This window comes from Klebsiella sp. 18074 (genome assembly GCF_902705905.1).
Taxonomy (GTDB): domain Bacteria; phylum Pseudomonadota; class Gammaproteobacteria; order Enterobacterales; family Enterobacteriaceae; genus Klebsiella; species Klebsiella terrigena.
On the sequence record NZ_CACSIS010000025.1, the window covers coordinates 1 to 15,508 of the forward strand.

16 protein-coding genes and 2 tRNA genes are annotated in these 15,508 nt (G+C 56.4%); 14 read left to right on the plus strand and 4 right to left on the minus strand.

The window, feature by feature from the left end:
* Positions 1-582 precede the first annotated feature (582 nt).
* From epsC to GVK32_RS21280, 7 genes are all read left to right on the plus strand, one after another.
* The gene (gene epsC, locus GVK32_RS21250; RefSeq protein WP_159872133.1) at positions 583-1,548 is read left to right on the plus strand and encodes a serine O-acetyltransferase EpsC; all 966 of its coding nucleotides are present in this window, start codon (positions 583-585) and stop codon (positions 1,546-1,548) included.
* Positions 1,549-1,615: 67 nt separating this feature from the next.
* The gene (locus GVK32_RS21255) at positions 1,616-2,521 is read left to right on the plus strand and encodes a PLP-dependent cysteine synthase family protein (protein WP_159872135.1); all 906 of its coding nucleotides are present in this window, start codon (positions 1,616-1,618) and stop codon (positions 2,519-2,521) included.
* On the plus strand, positions 2,514-2,942 hold the full coding sequence (locus GVK32_RS21260) for a Mov34/MPN/PAD-1 family protein (protein ID WP_159872137.1): 429 nt from the start codon (positions 2,514-2,516) through the stop codon (positions 2,940-2,942). The genes GVK32_RS21255 and GVK32_RS21260 overlap by 8 nt, the downstream gene beginning before the upstream one ends.
* A gap of 59 nt (positions 2,943-3,001) precedes the next feature.
* On the plus strand, positions 3,002-3,292 hold the full coding sequence (locus tag GVK32_RS21265) for a MoaD/ThiS family protein (protein ID WP_041146292.1): 291 nt from the start codon (positions 3,002-3,004) through the stop codon (positions 3,290-3,292).
* Positions 3,289-4,464: a molybdopterin-synthase adenylyltransferase MoeB gene (gene moeB / locus GVK32_RS21270; protein ID WP_159872139.1), complete on the plus strand. Its 1,176-nt coding sequence runs from the start codon at positions 3,289-3,291 to the stop codon at positions 4,462-4,464. The genes GVK32_RS21265 and moeB overlap by 4 nt, the downstream gene beginning before the upstream one ends.
* 37 nt (positions 4,465-4,501) lie before the next feature.
* Positions 4,502-5,446, plus strand: coding sequence for a family 2A encapsulin nanocompartment shell protein (locus GVK32_RS21275; protein WP_159872141.1), 945 nt, complete (start codon positions 4,502-4,504; stop codon positions 5,444-5,446).
* Positions 5,433-6,920, plus strand: a complete 1,488-nt coding sequence (locus GVK32_RS21280) for a cysteine desulfurase (RefSeq protein ID WP_159872143.1) — start codon at positions 5,433-5,435, stop codon at positions 6,918-6,920. Before GVK32_RS21275 ends, GVK32_RS21280 begins: the two co-directional genes overlap by 14 nt.
* 159 nt (positions 6,921-7,079) lie before the next feature.
* On the opposite strand, the gene GVK32_RS21285 is transcribed toward GVK32_RS21280, so the two are convergent.
* Positions 7,080-7,155 (minus strand) — tRNA-Asn (locus tag GVK32_RS21285).
* Between the two features lie 100 nt (positions 7,156-7,255).
* A complete protein-coding gene (gene mtfA / locus GVK32_RS21290) occupies positions 7,256-8,056 on the minus strand; it encodes a DgsA anti-repressor MtfA (RefSeq protein WP_200842916.1) in 801 nt (266 codons plus the stop codon).
* A gap of 90 nt (positions 8,057-8,146) precedes the next feature.
* On the opposite strand from mtfA, the gene GVK32_RS21295 reads away from it, so the two are divergent.
* Positions 8,147-8,236: transfer RNA gene (locus GVK32_RS21295), tRNA-Ser, on the plus strand.
* A 334-nt stretch (positions 8,237-8,570) separates the two neighbouring features.
* Here GVK32_RS21295 and GVK32_RS21300 read toward each other — a convergent pair.
* Complete coding sequence (locus GVK32_RS21300) at positions 8,571-9,635, minus strand: porin (RefSeq protein ID WP_159872145.1); 1,065 nt, start codon at positions 9,633-9,635, stop codon at positions 8,571-8,573.
* A 569-nt stretch (positions 9,636-10,204) separates the two neighbouring features.
* On the opposite strand from GVK32_RS21300, the gene drpB reads away from it, so the two are divergent.
* Genes drpB through GVK32_RS21320 form a run of 4 tightly spaced genes read left to right on the plus strand, consistent with a single transcriptional unit; the run spans position 10,205 to position 13,156 of the window.
* Positions 10,205-10,486, plus strand: a complete 282-nt coding sequence (drpB, locus tag GVK32_RS21305; RefSeq protein WP_123709154.1) for a cell division protein DrpB — start codon at positions 10,205-10,207, stop codon at positions 10,484-10,486.
* Positions 10,487-10,528: 42 nt separating this feature from the next.
* Positions 10,529-11,224, plus strand: coding sequence for a phosphohydrolase (locus tag GVK32_RS21310; protein ID WP_159872147.1), 696 nt, complete (start codon positions 10,529-10,531; stop codon positions 11,222-11,224).
* Between the two features lie 56 nt (positions 11,225-11,280).
* Entirely contained in the window at positions 11,281-12,711 is a 1,431-nt protein-coding gene (locus GVK32_RS21315; protein WP_159872149.1) for a DNA cytosine methyltransferase, read from the plus strand.
* Complete coding sequence (locus GVK32_RS21320; protein WP_159872259.1) at positions 12,692-13,156, plus strand: very short patch repair endonuclease; 465 nt, start codon at positions 12,692-12,694, stop codon at positions 13,154-13,156. Before GVK32_RS21315 ends, GVK32_RS21320 begins: the two co-directional genes overlap by 20 nt.
* 1 nt (position 13,157) lies before the next feature.
* On the opposite strand, the gene yedA is transcribed toward GVK32_RS21320, so the two are convergent.
* Positions 13,158-14,069 carry a drug/metabolite exporter YedA gene (gene yedA, locus GVK32_RS21325; protein ID WP_159872151.1) on the minus strand — a complete coding sequence of 304 codons (912 nt, stop codon included), beginning with the start codon at positions 14,067-14,069 and terminating at the stop codon, positions 13,158-13,160.
* A 184-nt stretch (positions 14,070-14,253) separates the two neighbouring features.
* Between yedA and GVK32_RS21330 the strand changes: the two genes are divergently transcribed.
* Positions 14,254-15,165 carry a DUF808 domain-containing protein gene (locus tag GVK32_RS21330; protein ID WP_159872153.1) on the plus strand — a complete coding sequence of 304 codons (912 nt, stop codon included), beginning with the start codon at positions 14,254-14,256 and terminating at the stop codon, positions 15,163-15,165.
* Positions 15,166-15,239: 74 nt separating this feature from the next.
* Positions 15,240-15,410 (plus strand): YodC family protein, encoded by a 171-nt coding sequence (locus GVK32_RS21335; RefSeq protein ID WP_159872155.1) that lies wholly within the window; start codon positions 15,240-15,242, stop codon positions 15,408-15,410.
* The last annotated feature ends 98 nt before the right edge of the window (positions 15,411-15,508 follow it).

The following is a 15,508-nucleotide window of genomic DNA, read 5'->3' on the forward strand; positions in this document are numbered from 1 at the left end:
AAAGCATGAAGTTGAAGAGAGCCAGCTCCCTCTAAAAGAGGTGTGAAGGGAAGGCTCTCAGAGTCTGGACTTAGTACGCCCCTATGGGGCGTTTTCAATGCCACCTGCTATGCAGGTGGTTTTTTACACCGTCGGCGGCCGGGCGGCAGGGAAGGCGCGAGCTCGTTAAGGGTGAAGCGCATCAAATGGTTATGAGGCAATAGTGAGCGTGAACGGATGGCGTTTCATGCGCGCAATCTGCTGCTGGTTAAAATTTGCACATTCGGCGCTATGGTCGGCCCCACGCCCTCTGCAGCAATCTGACTCCAGGTTATCCACAGAGTTAGGTAGCCACTTTGTGGACAGAGTCGGCGCCGTGTCCGCAGGCCAGGCCGGCGCTTTGACTGCTGGTGGAAGCGTGTCTGTCATATTGAATAGCGCTGGCTTAAGGCCATTCTGAATTTAGTATCTTGATTGGTAAGTATTTATTATTTTCAGCAATTCAAAGTCAATAAGGTTATTTGTTTTTAATGTGGGTAATGCATAAAAGTGAGGTAACGCAGAAAACAGATTTATCGATGTGCTGTTAAGAAGGATATTATTATGCCGGAAGCGGGTGAATTGTATCTCCTACCGAAAAGAGAAAATAACTGGCATTTAAATAATGTCGTCGATGAACTGCGTCACGTTCGTCAGGCGTGGCGCGATGAACATTCGAAAAATAACTATCGTAATAAACGCAGTTTACCTTCCCGTGAAAGCGTTAATTCCGTTAGCGATACTTTGATAAAAGTGCTTTATCCGATGCGGCTGGGCGATGTCGAATTACGCAAAGAGGGCGAAGATTATTACGTCGGCCACCTGTTAAGCACCTCGCTTGACCGGCTGACCGAAGAAGCGCTTCTGGAACTCTACTATCAGTCCGATGAGCAGGATGCGCAGGGCGCGAGCCACGCGCTGACCCAGGAGGCGGTCAGGCGGGTCCAGCAGTTTGCTAACCGCTTGCCGCTTATCCGCCAGCGCCTCGACAGCGATATCCTCGCCGCCTATCAGGGCGATCCCTCCGCGCGCAGCATGGATGAGGTGCTGCTCTGCTATCCGGGAATTCATGCCGTGATCCACTATCGCCTGGCCCACGAGCTGCATCAGCTCGATCTGCCTCTGCTGGCGCGCATGATAACCGAGAAAGCGCACGGCCAGACCGGTATAGATATTCATCCCGGGGCGCAGATTGATGACGGATTCTTTATCGATCACGGGACCGGCGTGGTGATTGGCGAAACGGCCATCGTCGGTAAGCGGGTGCGTATTTACCAGGCGGTCACCCTGGGGGCCAAACGATTTATTGCCGGTGAAGACGGGCAGTTACTAAAAAACTACCTGCGCCATCCGATAATAGAAGATGACGTCGTTATTTATGCCGGCGCAACAATATTAGGACGAATTACTATCGGCGCGCGTTCGAGCATTGGCGGGAATATATGGCTAACCCGCGATGTTCCGCCGGACAGTAATGTGCAGCAGGCGCGTGCCCAGCAAAAACATTTCAGCGACGGCGACGGGATTTAATTCTGCCGAAAATAAAATGGAATGGCCGGCGCATCGGGATAGATAAAATAGCGGCGTGATAATCATTATGAATTTACTTGAAACGATCGGCGCTACGCCGTTAATAACCTTGCCCTCTTTTGCCGCAGAGTTGCCAGGCGTAACGCTGCTGGCAAAGGCTGAATTTATGAACCCCAGCGGCTCGGTAAAAGACCGCGCGGCGAAAGCCATGGTGCTGGACGGGATTGCGCAGGGTTTATTAACGCCGGATAAAACAATTATTGATGCGACCAGCGGCAATACCGGCATTGCCTACGCGATGATTGGCGCGGCACTCGGATATCGCGTCCGGCTATATCTGCCGCAGAATACCAGCCCGGAGCGCAAACGTATTATTCGCCATTATGGCGCCACGATTGTGGAAACCGATCCGCTTGAAGGCTCTGACGGCGCCTATAGAGAAGTTCAGGCACAAGTTGCTGCACATCCGGAATGCTATTTTTATCCCGACCAGTATAACAACCCCGTTAATCCGGATACGCATTTCGCGACCACCGGAAAAGAGATCTGGGACCAGAGCGGGCAACAAATCACCCATTTTGTCGCGGGGATGGGCACCTCCGGCAGTTTTGTCGGCACCGCGCGGCGGCTCAAATATGAGAATCCGCAGGTTAAAACGCTCGCCGTGCAGCCCACTTCGCCGTTCCACGGCATTGAAGGGACCAAGCATATGGGCAGCAGCATTAAACCGGGCATTCTCGACGAAACCCTGTTCGACGACATTATTTCTGTCACCACCGAAGAGGCCTACGCCATCACACGACGCCTCGCCCGGCGGGACGGCATTTTTGTCGGTATTTCATCCGGCGCAAACGTTGCCGCCGCCGTCAGGCTGGCCCGCACGCTGCCAGCGAGATCGGTGGTGGTCACGCTGCTGTGTGATGTCGGCTCGCGTTACCTGACTGACTCTTTTTGGAATGAAACCGATGATTGAATTGACCCACAAAATCGCAAAGCAGATTGGCGTTGAAGGGGAAAAGGCCTATCCCAACGAATGCTGCGGCGCGCTCTTTGGCCATTTCTCCGCCCAGGGCGATGCCCGCGTGACGGCGATTTTTCCCATCGACAATGCCCGTGAGTCGGAGGAGCAGTACCACCGTTTTGTCATCACCGCCGACGACTCCCTGCGGGCGGAACGCACCGCGCTGGCTCAGGAGGTGGACGTGATCGGCTATTACCATTCGCACCCCGATCATCCGGCTATTCCGTCGGAATTTGACCGCGAACACGCGCTGCCGTTTTACGCCTACATCATCGTCGCGGTTGCGCAGCGGCAGGCGGGCGCGCTCACCAGCTGGCGGCTGACGCAGGACCGCCAGCGCTTTTTGCAGGAGGAGGTGCGCACCGTTCCATAACGCGAATAACGGGCAGCACGCTGCCTGAAACCAGAAAAAAACACGGAGAGATTACCACTATGGCATCGACATTACTGATTCCCACCGCACTTCGCGCCTTCACCGACGGCCAGGGGAAAGTGACCCTCGAAGGCCACACCGTTGGGCAGTTGGTCGCCGCACTGGCGGAGCGTTTCCCTGACATTCAGCCGCATCTGTACGACGACGCGGGGGAGCTGCGCAGCTTTATCAATCTGTACGTGGGGGAGAACAATATTAAAACCACCGGCGGGCTGGAGACCCCGATCGGCGAGGGCGCCGAGGTGCTGCTGGTCCCCGCCATTGCAGGCGGCGTCGGGAAGGCGGTATGAGCAGAGCGAGCATTATCCCGGACGACCGTCTGGCGGAGCTGACGCATGCGGAAATTGCCCGCTACAGCCGCCATCTGCTGCTGCCGGAAGTGGGGCTTGAGGGGCAGAAGCGTCTGAAAGCGGCCCGCGTGCTGATTATCGGCACCGGAGGGCTGGGTGCGCCGGTGGCGCTTTATCTGGCGGCTGCCGGGGTCGGGACGCTGGGGATTGTCGATTTTGATTTTGTCGAAATCTCCAACCTGCAAAGGCAGATCATTCATAGCACCAAAGATCTCAACCGGCCCAAAGTCGCTTCGGCGAAAGACAAGCTTAAAGCGATCAATCCCGACCTTCAGGTGGTGACCTATAACACCATCCTGAGCAGCAAAAACGCGCTCGAGATTATTCGCGAGTACGACCTCGTGGTTGACGGTACGGACAACTATCCCACCCGTTATCTGATCAACGATGCCTGCGTTTTGCTGGGTAAGCCGCTGGTCTACGGCTCCATTTTCCAGTTCGAGGGGCAGGCCAGCGTCTTTTATGCCGGGGAAGGGCCGTGCTACCGCTGTCTTTATCCCGAGCCGCCGCCGCCGGGGCTGGTACCTTCCTGTGCTGAAGGCGGCGTGGTCGGCGTGCTGCCGGGAATTATCGGCACCATCCAGGCGGCGGAAGCGATCAAGCTTATCGTCGGCGGCAGCGAGAGCCTGATTGGCCGTCTGCTGCTCTTCGACGTCTGGCAAATGAAGCAGCGCGAGCTGCGGCTGGAGCGGGATCCCGGCTGCCCGGTATGCGGTGAGCACCCGTCGATTCATGAGTTGATTGACTACGAAGAGTTTTGCGGACTGAAGCCCGATGAGGCTGAGATTCCGGTTGAAAGCGTCACGGCCAGGGAGCTTCACGCCTGGATAGAGGAGGGAAAACCCCTGCAGCTGATCGACATTCGTGAGCCCCACGAAAGGGCGATTGCCAAATTCCCGCAGGCAAAAGTGATGCCGCTGGGCCAGATAGTCAGACGTATCGGGGAATTCGATCCGACGGTCGATGCGGTGTTTCTGTGCAAGATCGGGCAGCGCAGTATTTTCGCGATTCGGGCACTGCAGCGCGCGGGTTATCAGGGGCGCGTGATGAATTTAAAAGATGGCCTAAACGCCTGGGCGCGGGATGTCGATACCCGTTTGCCGCAGTACTAACCTTCAGCTCCACTATTTTAAACACTAAGGAATCATCATGGCAGAACAAAAAGGCATTAATGCACTGGGGCGTGAAGCCGCGTATCAGTTAGCGAACGTGACCAAAACGGCGCCGCAGTTTGCGGCAATTACCCCGCGCTGGATCAGCCGTTTCCTCGATTATAAGGGCCTGGAGTCGGGGATTTATCGGGTCAACAAGGTCGTGGAGGGCGAAACGCCGCTCGACGCATTGTGCAGCCAGGACCCGACCCGCGTTGAGATACCGCAGGGCTATATCGAGTATCAGACCACGCCGCGTGAATACCAGCTCGATTCCATTGCGACCATTATTAACGTGGATACCAAAATCGCCGATCTCTACAGCTCGCCTTACGATCAGGCGTCAGAGCAAATTGCGCTGGCGATTGAAAGCCTGCGCGAGCGCCAGGAGAGTCAGCTTATCAATAACGATGAATATGGATTGCTGAAAAATATCGCTGATTCGCAGCGTATTCAGACCCGCAACGGCCGCCCGACGCCGGATGACCTGGATGAGCTGCTGTCAAAAGTGTGGAAGGAGCCGTCCTTCTTCCTGGCCCACCCGCGTGCGATTGCCGCATTTCAGCGTGAAGCCACGCGACGCGGCGTCCCGCCGGTCACCGTGAATTTGCACGGGGGCACTTTTATCCTGTGGCGCGGTATTCCGCTGATCCCTTCCGATAAGCTGTTTGTTGATGGTTTGAAAAACCCGAAAGGCCAGGGCGGGAAAACCAATATCCTGCTGATCCGCTCCGGTGAAAGCAAGCGCGGCGTGCTGGGGCTTTATCAGGAAGGGCTGCCAAACGAACAGTCTCGCGGATTGTCGGTGCGCTTCCGCGGGATAGACGATAACGGCGTGGCCTCCTATTTACTCTCACTTTACTGCTCCGCTGCGATCCTCGCCGATGACGCCATTGCCGTGCTGGAAGACGTTGAGGTGGGGGAATATTATGACTACGAGTAATCTATTCACGCTTCCCCACGCACCGGGCGGATGGCCCGGCGAGGCGGGCGAGGCTCCCTCAGCGCGGGATTATGGCCTGCCCGACGCGCGGGATCTGCAAGGGCTGTCGGGCGATTCGCCCTCGCGCCCGCGTGCCGGGGAGGCCGCTTACGCGCCGAGGGTGGTGCCGCTGGGCCAGGAGAGCAGGGCGGATATCGCGCCTCGCGGGTTTGCCGCATTGTCTGCTTCCGGCACCCGACCTGCGCCGCCGGCGCGGGTCGGGCAGATCCCAGTTGAGCGGATCCGCGCTGATTTTCCGATCCTTGCCGAACGGGTGGACGGTCATCCGCTGGTCTGGCTGGATAATGCCGCGACGACCCAGCGCCCGAAGCAGGTTATCGATCGCATCAGCCACTACTATTTACACGAGAACTCGAACGTTCATCGGGCGGCGCATGCGCTGGCCGCACGTTCCACCGATGCTTATGAAGCCGCGCGTGAGAAAGTGGCGCGGTTTATCGGCGCCCGCGGCCCGGAGAATATCATCTTCGTGCGCGGCACCACCGAAGGACTCAACCTGATTGCCCACAGCTACGTCAAGCCGCTGTTACGGCCGGGGGATGAAATTATCCTCACGTTGCTCGAGCATCACGCCAACATTGTGCCGTGGCAACTTATTGCGCAGGAGACGGGCGCGACGATCCGCGTTGCGCCGGTTGATGAGCACGGGCAGCTGATCGTTGAGGAATATATTCGGTTATTCAACGACAAAACCCGTTTTGTGTCCGCTACCCACGTTTCCAACGCGCTGGGTACCGTCACGCCGGTTCAGGAGCTGGTGCAAATCGCCCATCGTTTTGGCGTGCGCATCGCCATCGACGGCGCGCAGTCTATTTCGCATATCCCGACCAACGTCACGGCGCTGGATGCCGACTTCTTCGTCTTCTCCGGGCATAAAATTTTTGGACCGACCGGGATCGGCGTCGTGTACGGCAAGCAGGAGGTGCTGGAGGAGGCGCGCCCGTATCAGGGCGGCGGGAATATGATTGCCGACGTGACCTTTGAACTGACGCGCTATCAACCCGCGCCGAATAAGTTTGAGGCGGGAACGGGCAATATTGCCGATGCCGTCGGGCTGGGGGCGGCTATCGATTATGTCACCTCGCTGGGGATAGAAAATATTGCGCAGTACGAGCACGCCTTGCTGGAGTATGGGATCGAGAAGCTGTCGGCTATTCCGGGCCTGACGCTGGTCGGCACCGCGGCGAACAAAACCAGCGTCCTGTCCTTCGCGCTGGCGGGCCATGAAAATGAAGCCGTCGGGCGCTATCTGAGTCAGGTCGGGATTGCCGTGCGATCCGGACATCACTGCGCGCAGCCGATCCTGCGACACCTGGGCTATGAAAGTACCGTCCGGCCGTCGCTGGCTTTCTATAACACGCCGCAGGAGATTGATTTTCTTGCAGAGCACGTCGCCCGGTTCGCTTCGCGGTAGCGAGGTGCGGCCCGGTGTTCGGTGATAAAACGGCCTGTAGATTGAGCTTATGCGGCGCCCGCGCGTTGCCTGGGTATTTGGGATGCCGGCGAGGTGAACCGCCTGGTTGGGGTAAAAAGCAAAAAGCCTGCTTAGTTTCCTAAGCAGGCTTCTTAAATTTGGCTCCTCTGACTGGACTCGAACCAGTGACATACGGATTAACAGTCCGCCGTTCTACCGACTGAACTACAGAGGAATCGTGTGAACGAGGCGCATACTACTGGCCCCGCATTTTTGTGTCAATACTAAATTTAACTAACTGATTCAGATGGCTAAATTTAGCTCAACTCGTTGTTTTAGTGCACAGTGCGCGCGTCGTCCGCATCCTGGCGTTCATTATCACGTAATCTCTGCAGCGGATCCTGGCGGTAAAACTGGCAAAAACGCTGCCACAGCGCCGGAAAACGCGGGGCGAACAGCTCGGGTGCGCTAAAGAAATATTCTGACAGAACGGCAAAACATTCCGCCGGGTCGGTCGCGGCGTAGGCATCAATACTGGCGGCGCTCTCGCCGACCAGGTCAATCTCATCCTGAATGTTGTTCATCGCCGCGTGGAGATCGTGTTCCCAGCCGGCAACCTCACGTAAAGGTATTAGCGGCACGCCGCTGGCGCGATCGCCGTTGCGGGTATCAAGCTTATGCGCCACTTCGTGTACCACGAGGTTAAAACCAGATGCGTCGAAGGAGTCCTGAATATCCAGCCAGTTAAGAATAACGGGCCCCTGCTGCCAGCTTTGTCCGGATTGCACGACCCGCTGGTTATGGACCAGGCCAATATCATCCTCCCACTCATCGTCGACGACGAACGGGGCAGGGTAGATAAGCACCTCGTGGAAACCGTCCAGCCATTCGATGCCGAGCTCGAGAACCGGCAGGCAAAATAGCATCGCGATGCGCGCGCTTTGCAGCGGAGTCAGCTCCAGCCCCTGCAGGGCAACCAGGCGTTTTTGCTGTAAAAAGCGCGCCGACATCTGCACAAGCTGCTGCTGCTCCTGTGCGGACAGGTTGGCTAAAACGGGGATGGCAAGCGCCTGCTCCCAGGGAATTTCCGCACTGCCGGACTCTTCATTTGCTTTCCAGGGCCATTTAAACATCATATTGCTCGCAAAGTCGTCACTTGAACGTAATTAAAGAGACAGGAACTATTAAAATGCCAAAGAACCTGGCATTATAGCAACCTCAACAGCGGAGAGATGCCGGAGCGGCTGAACGGACTAGTCTCGAAAACTAGAGTAGGGGCAACTCTACCGGGGGTTCAAATCCCCCTCTCTCCGCCACTTCATCTTTCTATCTACCCGATTCGAAAATCCTTTAATCAAATCCCTGCCGTTCAGAATACCGTTACCTGTGCCATCTGATGCCGGCGCTTGCTGGACGGGATTGAACGCTTCTCAGGTCCTCATAAGCTATCACTTAGCGATTGTTCAAGGTAGCAGTTTGCCAGTATCTCCTTCATTTTGTGAACTAAGTCGTATGGCGCCCGATGGGGCAGCACTCATTTAAAAATGTGCCACGACCGGCGATTGCGCATTAGGTCATCTCTGAATTTATTCTCGGTCGGCTGCTCACAAAAAAGCCCGCGCGAGGCGGGCTTAGGTGGGTGACATCGCATCAGAACTGATAGGTGATGCCGAGCGCGAACTGGTTGTCAGTCGCCGCGCCGGTGACCGCGCGATCCTTCTCATCGAGAAGGTTGAACTTATAGGCGGTGTAGACGTTGAAGTTTTTGTTGAAGTAGTACCAGGTACCCAGCTCAACGTAGTTCATGATCTCTGCATTGCCGCGCCCGTCGCTGCCAAGATCGTGACCTTTCGCGTAGACGTAGCCCAGGGAAGGGCGCAGACCGAACTCGAGCTGGTACTGAACGACGGCTTCAACGCTCTGGGTTTTATTGGCAATGAGGCCATTTTCCATCGGCAGCATATTGCGGGATTCGGCATACATCACGGCGGCATAGAGGCTATTGGCATCATATTTAGCCGCGATGCTCCAGACTTCCGCGGTTTCGCCTTTGCCGTCGGCGGTCTGTTCGTCAGTACGGTCGGAATTACCGTAGGCGGCGGCAAAGCCAAATCCGTCGAGGCTGTAGTCAACGGACGCGCTGTAGCCGTCGCCGTTAGCTTTCAGACGATCGCGGTTGGTATTTTTACCCTGGTACTGGAGAGCAAAGTTCAGCCCATCGGACAGGCCAAAAAAGTCAGTATTGCGGTAGGTGGCGACGCCGTTGGTTCGGCCGGTCATAAAGTTATCGGTATGCACCAGACCGTCGCCGCCCCACTCAACCAGCATGTCCGTGTAGCCCGCTGCGTCGTATACCGCCCCGTAGTTACGGCCATAATCAAATGAACCGTAGTTGGCGTATTTTAAACCGGCAAATGCCAGACGGGTTGCGCTGCCCTGGTCGCCCTCTGGTTTATTGGCTTTCATATTGTACTCAAACTGGCCAAAGCCGGTCAGCTCGCTGTTGATCTGCGTTTCGCCCTTAACGCCGAACCGCGCATAGGAGGTATCTTCAGAGTTGCGATTGCCTTCGTCGGTGTCGGTCATAATATGCTCGCCGACCATTTTGCCGTAGAAATCGACTTTATTGCCGTTCTTATTATAGATTTCCGCAGCGCTCGCGGTCCCAGCAATTAATAAGGATGGCACCAGAATTGCCAGTACTTTTCTTTTCATTATATATTCCCTTTTATTTATAATTAATGTGAATGTCAAAGAATCTTGCTTAATGCAAAATAAATACTATCTGGGAAGGTTCATTTTTATTTAAATTTAAAATGTAAGTAAATTATATCTAATATTACAAAATGTTTCTTAATGCTTCTTTATATTAATAATTTATCGATTTGTGGTGAGCTATACTTCTGGTTTATTGATTTTTATAACAATGAGTTATTTGATTCTCTGGATAATTCAGGCTCGTTATGAAATTTACAGCCTTTATGTTTGGGTGTCACTGATGTATTCGGAAGATAAATATCCTTCCTGTCCGCGGCATAATTTCACAAGAGAATAATCAGTAACGAAGGAATATTAAGCCGGATGCTGATGGGAATATCAGACCAGGCGCGAACGATCGTATCATTACCGGCAGCTGGCGAGAGGCGATGCGGGCGGCTTCGATTGCTCGCTGAACCTCGCCCGGACGTTGCGGATGCCTGACGGCAAACTTCGCTGTATAATGTGACGAAAATCACATTTTGTTTGAGGTGATGTTTCGTTACTGAAGAAAGGAGGGCAGTTAAATGGAAGAGAAAGCGAAGCGAAGCCCCGGCGGGAAGCTGGCACTATGGGCTTTTTACGCCTTCTGTGGCTATTTCCTGTGGGCGATGGTGCGCTACTGGTGGGTCGTCGGGCATATTCAAAGCGTCCCCGGCGGGGGTATTGACGGGGATTTAGGGTCAACGGCGGGTAAATGGCTGGGCGCGCTGCTGGGCTTTCTTGTCCTCGGCGTCGTTGGGTTAGTCCTTGGGACAATCGCCTGGTATACGCGGCCTGATGCCCGTAGCTATGAACATCAGGATTAAAGTTGCTATGCTCGCAGCCTACCTTCTCTCAAAGGAAAGCGCATGGAACTGGTTGAATGGCAGCAACGATTTGAAACCTGGCTGATAGGGCATCACCCGCAGGGCGACTCTGCTCACGATATTTCGCATTTTCGTCGCGTGTGGGGCACCGCCCAGCGGCTGGCCGCGAACCGGCAGGTTGACCGCCTGGTGATCCTCACCGCCTGTTACTTTCATGACATTGTCAGCCTGGCAAAAAACCACCCTGACCGCAGCCGCTCGTCGGTGATGGCGGCGAAAAAGACGCAGAGTATTCTGCAGTCGTCATTTGCCGATTTTCCGGTCGACCGCTATCCCGCCGTACTCCACGCCATCGAGGCGCATAGCTTTAGCGCCGCTATTCCTCCGCTCAGCGAAGAGGCGAAGATCGTCCAGGATGCCGACCGGCTCGAGTCCCTGGGAGCGATTGGCCTGGCGCGCGTTTTTGCGGTCTCCGGGGCGCTTAATAATATCCTGTTTGATGCTGACGATCCTTTTGCCGAGAGGCGCGAGCTGAATGATCGCACCTATGCGCTGGATCATTTCCAGTGCAAGCTGCTGAGCCTGCCTAAAACGATGCAAACTGCTGAAGGAAGAGCGATGGCGGAACATAACGCCCGCTTCCTGGTGCAGTTCATGGCGAAGCTCAGCTCGGAGCTGCAGGGTGACCCTACCGCGCTGGATGAGGCGGTTTTGCGCCGCTTTGACCCACAGGCTTAAAACTGCCTGCGCTATTTGTGGTAATCTCTGCGAAAATTGTCCAGCTGGTTGAGGTTATGCCGCAAAATTTATCTAAGGAAAATCCCCCGTCTCTGCCGGTAACGCAGGCCGGGGAAGACGCGCAGGCGTTATTGCGCCAGCTGATGGCAATATATGATGTGAAAACGCTGGTGGCGCAGCTGGTTGCCGTTGGGGAACAGCACTGGAGCCCGGCGATCCTCAAGCGCGTCGCCACGGTGTCCCGGGCGGCCAGCCGTTTAGGCCACCGGGAGCTCGCGCATCTGGCATCGCTGCTGCCGCGGCCGCCGGCACACCATCCGAATTATGCTTTCCGCTTTGTCGATCTGTTCGCCGGTATCGGTGGCATCCGCAACGGTTTTGAAGCCATCAACGGGCAGTGCGTTTTCACCAGCGAATGGAATAAGCACGCAGTGCGCACCTACAAAGCGAACTGGTATTGCGACCCCGAGCAGCATCGCTTCAATGCCGATATCCGTGATATCACCCTCAGCCATCGTCTCGATATCAGCGATGAAGACGCCGCGCGGCACATTCGCGACACTATTCCTCAGCATGATGTGCTGCTGGCCGGCTTTCCCTGCCAGCCTTTTTCCCTCGCCGGGGTATCGAAGAAGAACGCCCTCGGACGCGCCCACGGCTTTGCCTGTGAGACGCAGGGCACGCTGTTTTTCGATGTCGTCAGGATTATAGCGGCCCGGCGGCCGGCAATATTTGTGCTGGAGAACGTCAAAAACCTGAAGAGCCACGACAAAGGGCGAACGTTCAGTATCATCATGCAAACCCTCGACGAACTTGGCTATGAGGTCTCTGATGCCGGGCATAGCGGGGTGGACGATCCCAAGGTTATCGATGGTCGCAACTTCCTGCCGCAGCACCGCGAACGCATCGTACTGGTTGGCTTTCGTCGCGACCTGCAGCTGCACGATGGGTTTACCCTGCGCGATATCTCCGCGCTTTACCCGGCCCAGCGCCCGACGTTTGGCGAGCTGCTCGAGCCGACGGTGGATGCCAAATTTATTCTTACTCCGGTGCTGTGGAAGTACCTTTATCGCTACGCGCGTAAACACCAGGCGCTGGGCAACGGTTTCGGCTATGGGCTAGTCGACCCGCGCAACCCGCATAGCGTGGCGCGCACGCTGTCGGCTCGCTACTATAAGGATGGCGCCGAAATTCTGATCGACCGCGGCTGGGATCGCCCGCTGGGCGAGAAGGACTTTGACGACCCGCAAAACCAGCAGCGTCGCCCGCGCCGGCTCACGCCCCGCGAATGCGCGCGCCTGATGGGCTTTGAGTCCCCGCAGGGATACCGCTTCCGCATTCCCGTCTCCGATACTCAGGCGTACCGCCAGTTCGGTAACTCGGTAGTGGTGCCGGTGTTTGCCGCCGTCGCCAGGCTGCTGCAGCCGCGAATTGCGCAGGCGGTGGCCCGCCGCGATCCCGAGGATGATGATGGACGTTCACGATAAAGCCACCCGAAGTAAAAATATGCGCGCCATCGGCACATTCGATACGGCGATAGAAAAACGACTGGCCGGACTGCTCACGCAGGCCGGTTTTTCTTTTACCGCTCAGGAGGCCACGCTGCCGGGGCGCCCGGATTTTGTGGTGAACGATTACCGCTGCGCTATCTTTACCCACGGCTGCTTCTGGCATCATCATGACTGCTACCTGTTCAAGGTGCCGGCAACCCGCACGGCGTTCTGGCTGAAAAAAATCGACGGCAACGTGGCGCGAGACCGGCGGGACGAGGCGCTGCTGCTTGAGCGGGGATGGCGGGTGCTGATCGTCTGGGAGTGCGCGCTACGCGGGAAGAAAAAGCTTAGTGATGAAGCGCTTAGCGAACGCCTGGAGGAGTGGATCTGCGGCGGCGGCCACCGCGCGCAGATTGATACTCAGGGAATCGGGCCGTAGCCTACTTTTCAACCTTACAGGGCGTGGCTTCGCTGCGGGCGGGGAACAGGTACTTGCCGAGCGTCACCAGCACCACCGCAAAAATAATAACGCCGAGCGCCGTCCACTCGGTCAGCGACAGGCTCTCCCCGGCGAACCCGGTGCCTAATAACACCGCGACCACCGGGTTTACGTAGGCATAGCTGGTGGCGACGGCGGGGGTGACGTTACGGATCAGGTACATGTAAGCATTAATCGCAATCAGCGAGCCGAAGATGGCCAGATAGGCGACGGCGATAATCCCCGACCATGAGGGCATCTGCGTCAGCTTTTCACCGGTCAGGGTAGAGGCGACCATCAGCACAATTCCCGCCGCGAGCATCTCAATCGCACCGGCCATCATGCCGGTGGGAAGCTCAATTCTTGAACCATAGACTGAGCCAAACGCCCAGCTCATGGAGCCGATCAGGATCAGCAGCGCGCCCCAGGGATTGCCGCTTAAATTGCCGCCGCTGTTGAGCAGAATAATACCCGCCAGGCCGATGGCGATGCCCAGCCACTCGATTTTACGCGTGGCGATGCCGAAGAAGCGGCTAAAGCACAGGGTAAATAGCGGGACGGTGGCGACCATCACCGCCGCAATTCCGGAAGGCACGTGCTGATGCTCTGCCAGGGTGACAAATCCGTTGCCAACGGCAAGCAGCAGAATGCCGATCAGCGCCGCGTTGAGCAGCGGTCTGCGTGGCGGGAGCCTGTGGCCGGTAGCCAGCAGATAGACGATGAGCAACCCTCCGGCAGAAAGAAAGCGAATACCGGCCATCATCAACGGGGGCCAGCTGGCAACGCCAACGGCGATAGCAAAGTAGGTGGATCCCCAGATGATATATAGCGCAAACAGCGCTCCGATAAGCGGTAATAACTGGCGGGTAGACATACGTCCTCACGACGGTACAAAAATAGGAAGGGGGCATATAGTAAACGTGAAAACTACCTCGCTGGCGAGCGCTTTAATTATCCGCTGATTGTTAATTTTTTGTTGACTATTTGCTTTGCTGGGCGAGACGCGGATTTTGCCCCATACTCTATGTTTAATAACCATAAAATGAAGGAATGGTATTTTGGCGGGAAGTAGTCTTTTAACCTTGTTGGACGATATTGCCACGCTGCTCGACGATATCTCGGTGATGGGTAAGCTGGCGGCAAAGAAGACGGCGGGCGTGCTCGGGGACGATCTTTCCCTCAATGCCCAGCAGGTGTCCGGCGTGCGGGCGAACCGCGAGCTGCCGGTGGTGTGGGGGGTGGCGAAGGGTTCGCTGGTCAATAAGGTGATCCTGGTTCCGCTGGCGCTTTTAATTAGCGCATTTATTCCGTGGGCGATTACGCCGCTGCTGATGCTTGGCGGGGCCTTCCTCTGTTTTGAAGGCGTCGAGAAGGTGCTGCATAGCGTGCAGGCCCGCAAACACAAAGAGGACCCGCAGGCCCGGCAACAGCGTCTGGAAGCGCTGGCCGAACGCGATCCGCTGGCGTTTGAACGCGATAAGGTGAAAGGCGCCATTCGTACGGACTTTATTCTCTCCGCCGAAATTGTCGCCATCACCCTCGGTATCGTGGCGGATGCGCCGCTGCTAAACCAGATAATGATCCTTTCCGGGATTGCCCTGCTGGTGACCGTTGGCGTATACGGCCTGGTCGGTATTATCGTGAAGCTGGACGATATGGGCTATTGGCTGGTGGAGAAAGGCAGCGTGCTGGCCCGCGGGGTCGGCAAAGGTCTGTTGGCGGTGGCGCCTCGGCTGATGAAAGTGCTGTCGATTGTCGGGACGCTGGCGATGTTCCTGGTCGGTGGCGGCATCGTGGTCCACGGCATTACTCCGCTGCACCACGCGGTGGAAAATCTGGCCAGCGGCATGTCCGGGTTCACCGCTTCGCTGCTGCCGACGGGCGTAAACCTGGTGCTGGGCTTCATCATTGGCGCCGTAGTGGTGGCAGGCGTGAAGGCCATTTCCGCACTTCGTCGCGCGGTAAAGTAATCCGCCGGCGGTTATGCAAAATGTCTCAGCTTCGTCTAAGGTGAAACAGTTTCTCCCGGATTACGGAGCGAAAAATGGTATGGTTCATCAGCGATGAAGTCAGGCGAAAAAGCGGCGGGCCGCGCATGGTTGTAACCGGTTTTGCCAATGGCATGGTTGAATGCCGTTGGTATGACGGCTATGCCGTTAAGCGCGAGGCGTTCCGTGAAGATGAGTTGGTTCGTGAGAGAGGGGGCGCGGAATAGCCCCCCTGATCCCAATAACGCCCGGTCTATACCGGGCGTTTTGTCATTGTATGGCCTGGCTTGCCGACAGGGAGCGTTGATGGCGTTTGTTTCTATGA